This is a genomic window from Terriglobales bacterium (assembly GCA_035691485.1).
Taxonomy (GTDB): Bacteria; Acidobacteriota; Terriglobia; order Terriglobales; family Acidobacteriaceae; genus JAIQGF01.
In genome coordinates this window covers 1-4847 of the sequence record DASSIZ010000129.1, presented here as the reverse complement: position 1 = coordinate 4847, position 4847 = coordinate 1, and the positions used below count along the sequence as shown (strand labels likewise).

Annotated in this window: 4 protein-coding genes; 1 reads left to right on the top strand and 3 read right to left on the bottom strand. The window is 60.8% G+C overall.

The window, feature by feature from the left end; all coding sequences use genetic code 11:
- The 3 genes from VFI82_16460 to VFI82_16450 all read right to left on the bottom strand — a co-directional run.
- Positions 1 to 1195, bottom strand: a 1195-nt coding sequence (locus VFI82_16460) for a CHASE sensor domain-containing protein (GenBank protein ID HET7186279.1), incomplete at its 3' end; no start/stop codon positions are given.
- A 12-nt stretch (positions 1196 to 1207) separates the two neighbouring features.
- The gene (locus VFI82_16455; protein ID HET7186278.1) at positions 1208 to 1912 is read right to left on the bottom strand and encodes a YfiR family protein; all 705 of its coding nucleotides are present in this window, start codon (positions 1910 to 1912) and stop codon (positions 1208 to 1210) included.
- 73 nt (positions 1913 to 1985) lie between these two features.
- A complete protein-coding gene (locus VFI82_16450; GenBank protein ID HET7186277.1) occupies positions 1986 to 3980 on the bottom strand; it encodes a TonB-dependent receptor in 1995 nt (664 codons plus the stop codon).
- Positions 3981 to 4244: 264 nt separating this feature from the next.
- On the opposite strand from VFI82_16450, the gene VFI82_16445 reads away from it, so the two are divergent.
- Positions 4245 to 4622: a hypothetical protein gene (locus VFI82_16445; protein HET7186276.1), complete on the top strand. Its 378-nt coding sequence runs from the start codon at positions 4245 to 4247 to the stop codon at positions 4620 to 4622.
- Positions 4623 to 4847 lie beyond the last annotated feature (225 nt).

Genomic DNA, 4847 nt, shown 5'->3' with positions numbered 1-4847 from the left:
TGGCCCGCTCGTGTCCCGAAGTGTACTTCCACGAATTGCGCAGCAGATTCTCCAGCAGGATCCGCAACAGCCGCGCGTCTGCCTGTACCGGGTTGCAATGGCCAACGATGAACTCAACGTTCCGTTCCGGATCGCTGCGTTTAATCTCGTAGGCGATCCGCGACACCAGCGTCGAGATGTCAACGTTCTCGCGATGCATGGAGACAGTGGTCACCCGCGACAGGTTCAGCAAATCCTCGATCAGCTCCGCCATGCGGCGCGTTGCCAGCATCACCTGCTCCAGGTATTCCCTGCCGGTGGCGTCCAGTTTGCCGGAGTACTCGGTCATGAGCATATGGCTGAAGCCGTTGATGACCTCCAACGGCGCCCGCAAGTCGTGCGACACGGTGTAGGAGAAGGTCTCCAGCTCCCGGTTGGCAACCATCAACTGCCGCGTGCGCTGGTTCACGCGCTGCTCCAGTTCGTCTCGCGCTGTTTGCAACGCGTGGTCGCGCACCTGGATCTGCGCCAGCATGTCATTGAACGCTTCCACCAAGGTTGCCAGTTCGCTGCGGTCGCCCGTGGACGCGGCGCGAATGGAGTAATTGCGGTCTCGTGAGACCTGGCGAGCCGTCTCGGACAGGCGCACGATGGGCTCCGCCACCGACCGCCGGAATCGCGAGGAGATCAGCAGCGCCGTCAACAGCGACAGCAGCAGCACCACCAATGCAATCATCGAATAACGAGTCAGCCGGTCGCTCAACTGGCGCAAGCTCGCCCGTATGTACACCGCGCCGATGGGCTGGTCCTGCAACAGGATCGATCGCACCAGCACGATCTCGCCGCCGCTGAACACTTGCGTCTCATTTTCGCCGGGCGCAAGCGTGGGAATCTTCACCATCTGTTCAGCCCCGGTGCGCGAATATTCGGCAAACATGCGGCCGTCGGGAGTCACAATGCCGGCCGAACGTATGCTGGGATTCGTACCCAAGGCCCCCAGCGTGCTCCGCGCTGACTGCGCATCGTTGAAGGTTACTGCCGAAACGCTGTTGGCGCCGATGGTCTGGGCCTGGGTGGAAAGATTCCGCACAATCGCCTGGCGGAACGTGACCTGGTCGTACGCGACAAATGCGGCGCATGCCAGCACCAGCGCCGCCGCGCTTACCAGCAGGTTCATCCACGTCAGCTTCCGCGAAATGGAATCTGTATTGAACATCGTCGCTTCGGTTTACGACTCCCTTCTCACGTTCGTCGCCACCTTCAGCAGTTCCGAACTGAGCGCCAGGCCGGACTTCTCCGCCGCCGTCAGGTTCACCTCGAACCTCACCCGCTTGCCTTCCGGCACGAACTGGATCATTCCTCCGTTGTCCACGAAATGCGGCATGTCGCTGACCGTCAGCGTCCCCGGATCCATCTCCGACAAAACGCGCTTCAGCTTCGGCTCTTCGGAAGAGCTTATGAAGAGGATGCGGCAACCCGACGCTTCTTTTGCGGTCGCCACTCGCTTCAGGACTACCGGTTTGCCACGGATCTTTTCGCCGGAAACGGTGGTCTCCAGCGCCGACCCGAATGGATCGCGCCCGAGGACGCAAACGGTGAAGCTCGGGTCGGTACGCTCCGCCGCCGTGGGCCAAGTCACAAACTTCGCGAAATTGAACAGGTACGCTGCTTTGACCTGGTATTCCGTCGCCTGCTCCGGCGGCACGACGCTGGTCAGCGCCATCGCGCACGAAGCGCTCACCAGGGCGGCAATCGCCAGCAGGCGGGTCATGCCATGCAGGCGTGGGCGCGCGGCTCTCACCCGCGTTCCGCGTGCGCTTGCGATCGTGCTGTGCTTGCGGTTCATGGCGTAGCTTGAACTGCCGGGATAAAGCCGTCCCGTGCCGCTTGTTTTCGGGATGTAGAACAAGCCATCACTGGTTGCGCCTGTCATCCGCCGGCGGCAGCAGAACGATATTCCGTTCCTGGTACCGACGATCGTCGACGACGGAAAGCTTCCGCCGGGCTCACTTTGTCCAAGTGGCCTTCACGTAGCCGGTGCGTCGAATGCCCACCGGCGTTTGGCCGGGATCGCCGGTACCCCACTCCAAATGATGCGGCTGCAGCAGGTTCTGACCCACCACTGAAAACTCCCAGTTCGGGTTCGGCTTCCACCCCAGCCGCAAATCTACCGTGTGATAAGGCTTAACTTTTTGCGCGGGCAGCACGCTGGCATAGCGGTAGAACTGGTCAAACTCGAATTTCTTCGGCAGGTTGAACATGGATTGGATTTCCACCATGTGCCGGGGCGTGGAGCCTTCATAGGTTTTCACCGACCCGGTCGAACTAATATCCGACGTCGCACCCACGGCATGCAGGTCGGTCGCGACAAAGGAATAGGACCCCGCCAGCTTCCACCAGTGCGCCACCGTCCAACTTGGCGCCACCTCGAATCCGTTCGTAGCTCCCGAGATCTGGTTGGTATACGGAATGGTGATCACCAGGTGCGGGGGTGGCGGCGTGGTTTCGACACTTGACACAGGTGCGCCAAAACTCTGCAGGTCGCGATAGTCATTGTGGAAGACGGAAAGATCCACGTACAGGTTCGACCTGATCAGCCTCCGGTATCCCCCTTCGTACCCGATGGTCGGCTCCGATTTGAAGTGAGGGTCTCCCGCGACGCGCAGCAGGATCAGCGGCGTGGCAGACAACTGCCCTGTCAGTTCAAATCCTTCCTCAATCCGTGACGGCGTGGTCACAGCTCGCGTCACCGCCGCCCAGAAACTCTGGTGATCGCCCGCTGTCCACAACACTCGCGCCGTCGGCAGGATGTCGAAGCCGCTGAAATTGTTGTGCTGCAGCTTGGCGCCAAAGGTGAGCGACACCCGGTCACCGGCGAGATGAATCTCGTCTTGCGCAAAGCCGCTGTAGATGTCGTCGGTCTCGAGGTGCGGGACGAGGTCGATCGCTGGCTGCTTCTGCACGAACCGGTTCGGACTCCATCGCAGGCCTCCTCCCCAGATGATTTCGTGCCGCCCGGCAACGATGAAGTGGTGAATGAAGTCCACGTCAATCGTGTTGCGCGTCTCGCCCAGTTGCGAGCCGATGCGAATCGTCCGGTCGAAATACGTTTCCAGGTAAATGTCCGATCCATGGCCCAAGTCGCGCCGCCAGCGCGCCAGCACGTCTCCGCCGGCGACCACGTCGTTCACGTCGGTGGTGCCGATCCGGTGTGGCGAGTCGCCCCGGTACATATCTCCTTGCACCATGACCGCGTCGCGCTCATTCGGCTTCCAATCTGCACGGAAACCTCCGCGTTCCTGGTGCCAGTCATCGAAGTTGTCGGCATCGCGGTGGAATTCCGCACCGCGAACAAAACCTTTGGCGAACAGGCGGTAGTCCAGGCCGTGGCCGTTTCCGCCGCCATACTGGACGGTGCCGTTGAAGCGGTCCACGCCGCCGCCTAAGGCCGACACCAGCGGGCCGTGCGTCTCCGCCGCGCTTTTCGTAATGATGTTGATCACTCCATTGGCCGAGTTCGCGCCCCACACCGTCCCGCCCGGACCGCGGATCACCTCGATACGATCGATGTCTTCCAGGGGCACATCTTGCACGTCCCAATAGACACCCGCGAACAGCGGTGTGTACACGCTGCGGCCGTCGATCAGCACCAGCACGGATTTGGAGAAGTTGTTCTGCAGCCCGCGAATGCCGACCGCCCAGGTGGTTGAACTGATCCGTCCCACCGCGACGCCAGGGGCCAACCGCAGCGCGTCCGCAAGGCTGGTCGCGCCTGACCGGCGAATGTCTTCCTGCGTGATCACGCAGATGGCCGCCGGAGTCTTCCATACCTGTTCCGGTTCCTTGCTGAAGGTGGTGATCTCGACGTTGCCAAGCTGCTCCAAAGTCAATGTTTTCAATTGATTGAATGTCGTCTGCTGCGCGGACACGGGGACCATCGAGCCCCAGCACGCGATTGCAATGAGGGCGGCGAACAGACGAGGTTGGATTCGTCGTGACATCCCCGAACATGACGCCGTTGCGTCCACGCGCAAAACGGCGTACAGATCCGCAAGGGGCCCAATCTACAACCTGCTTGGACGCGAAACAATTCTGGATGCAGTTGCCGGCAGCTTTGGTTGTTCTTGTGAAAGCTCCGGTGTTTGCAAGGATGCTTCCCCCCGGACGCGTACGATCCGCATCCGTTTTCGGGGCACCTAGCTGGGTTACGAAATTTTTTTAACGCTACCGTTACTCACGACTCCGGGTATACTGCCGCCACCTTCGTGTACGGCAAACCCAAAGTACTCATCATCGACGATGATGCTTCCCACCTGAAGCTGTATGCATGGGTGTTGGAACGCGGCGGCTATGCCCCAGTAACCGCGCTGGTCGATGGCCAATCCTTGCAACTTCCGGCGGGCGATTCCATCCATGCCGCGGTGGTGGATTATAGCCTCGGAGGCAAGATCGGCGCCGTAGAAGTCATCGAGCGCATCAAGACGGCCTTCCCTGCCGCGCCCGTGATCGTCCTCTCCGACATGTTCTGGATGCCCGACGACGTGGCCCCCTTTGCCGCCGCCTTCGTTCGCAAGGGAGAGCCTGAGGTCCTGATCAACACCATCGCCGCCGTCCTGGACAGCAAAAATCCGCCGCAGCCCTGACTTGCACCTTAATCAAGTCGGCCTACGCAGATGTACGAATCCCGGCGCTTACCATGTAAAGTACCTCAGTGCGACAGTTGCCTGGAGTGGGCGTCGGGAGCTTTCACTCAGCTACTTAAGTACTCGGCACTAGGTACGCCCGTTGAGCCATGCCTGAAGACCGCTTCGACCTCGTCATTATCGCCGGCGGAATCGTCGGGCTCGCCACTGCGCTGGAAGTTACGC

What these genes read in the sequence shown, in the direction of transcription:
- VFI82_16455 (HET7186278.1), bottom strand. Translation starts at nt 1,912, where the DNA reads ATGACAGGCGCAACCAGTGATGGCTTGTTCTACATCCCGAAAACAAGC.
- VFI82_16450 (HET7186277.1), bottom strand. Translation starts at nt 3,980, where the DNA reads ATGTCACGACGAATCCAACCTCGTCTGTTCGCCGCCCTCATTGCAATC.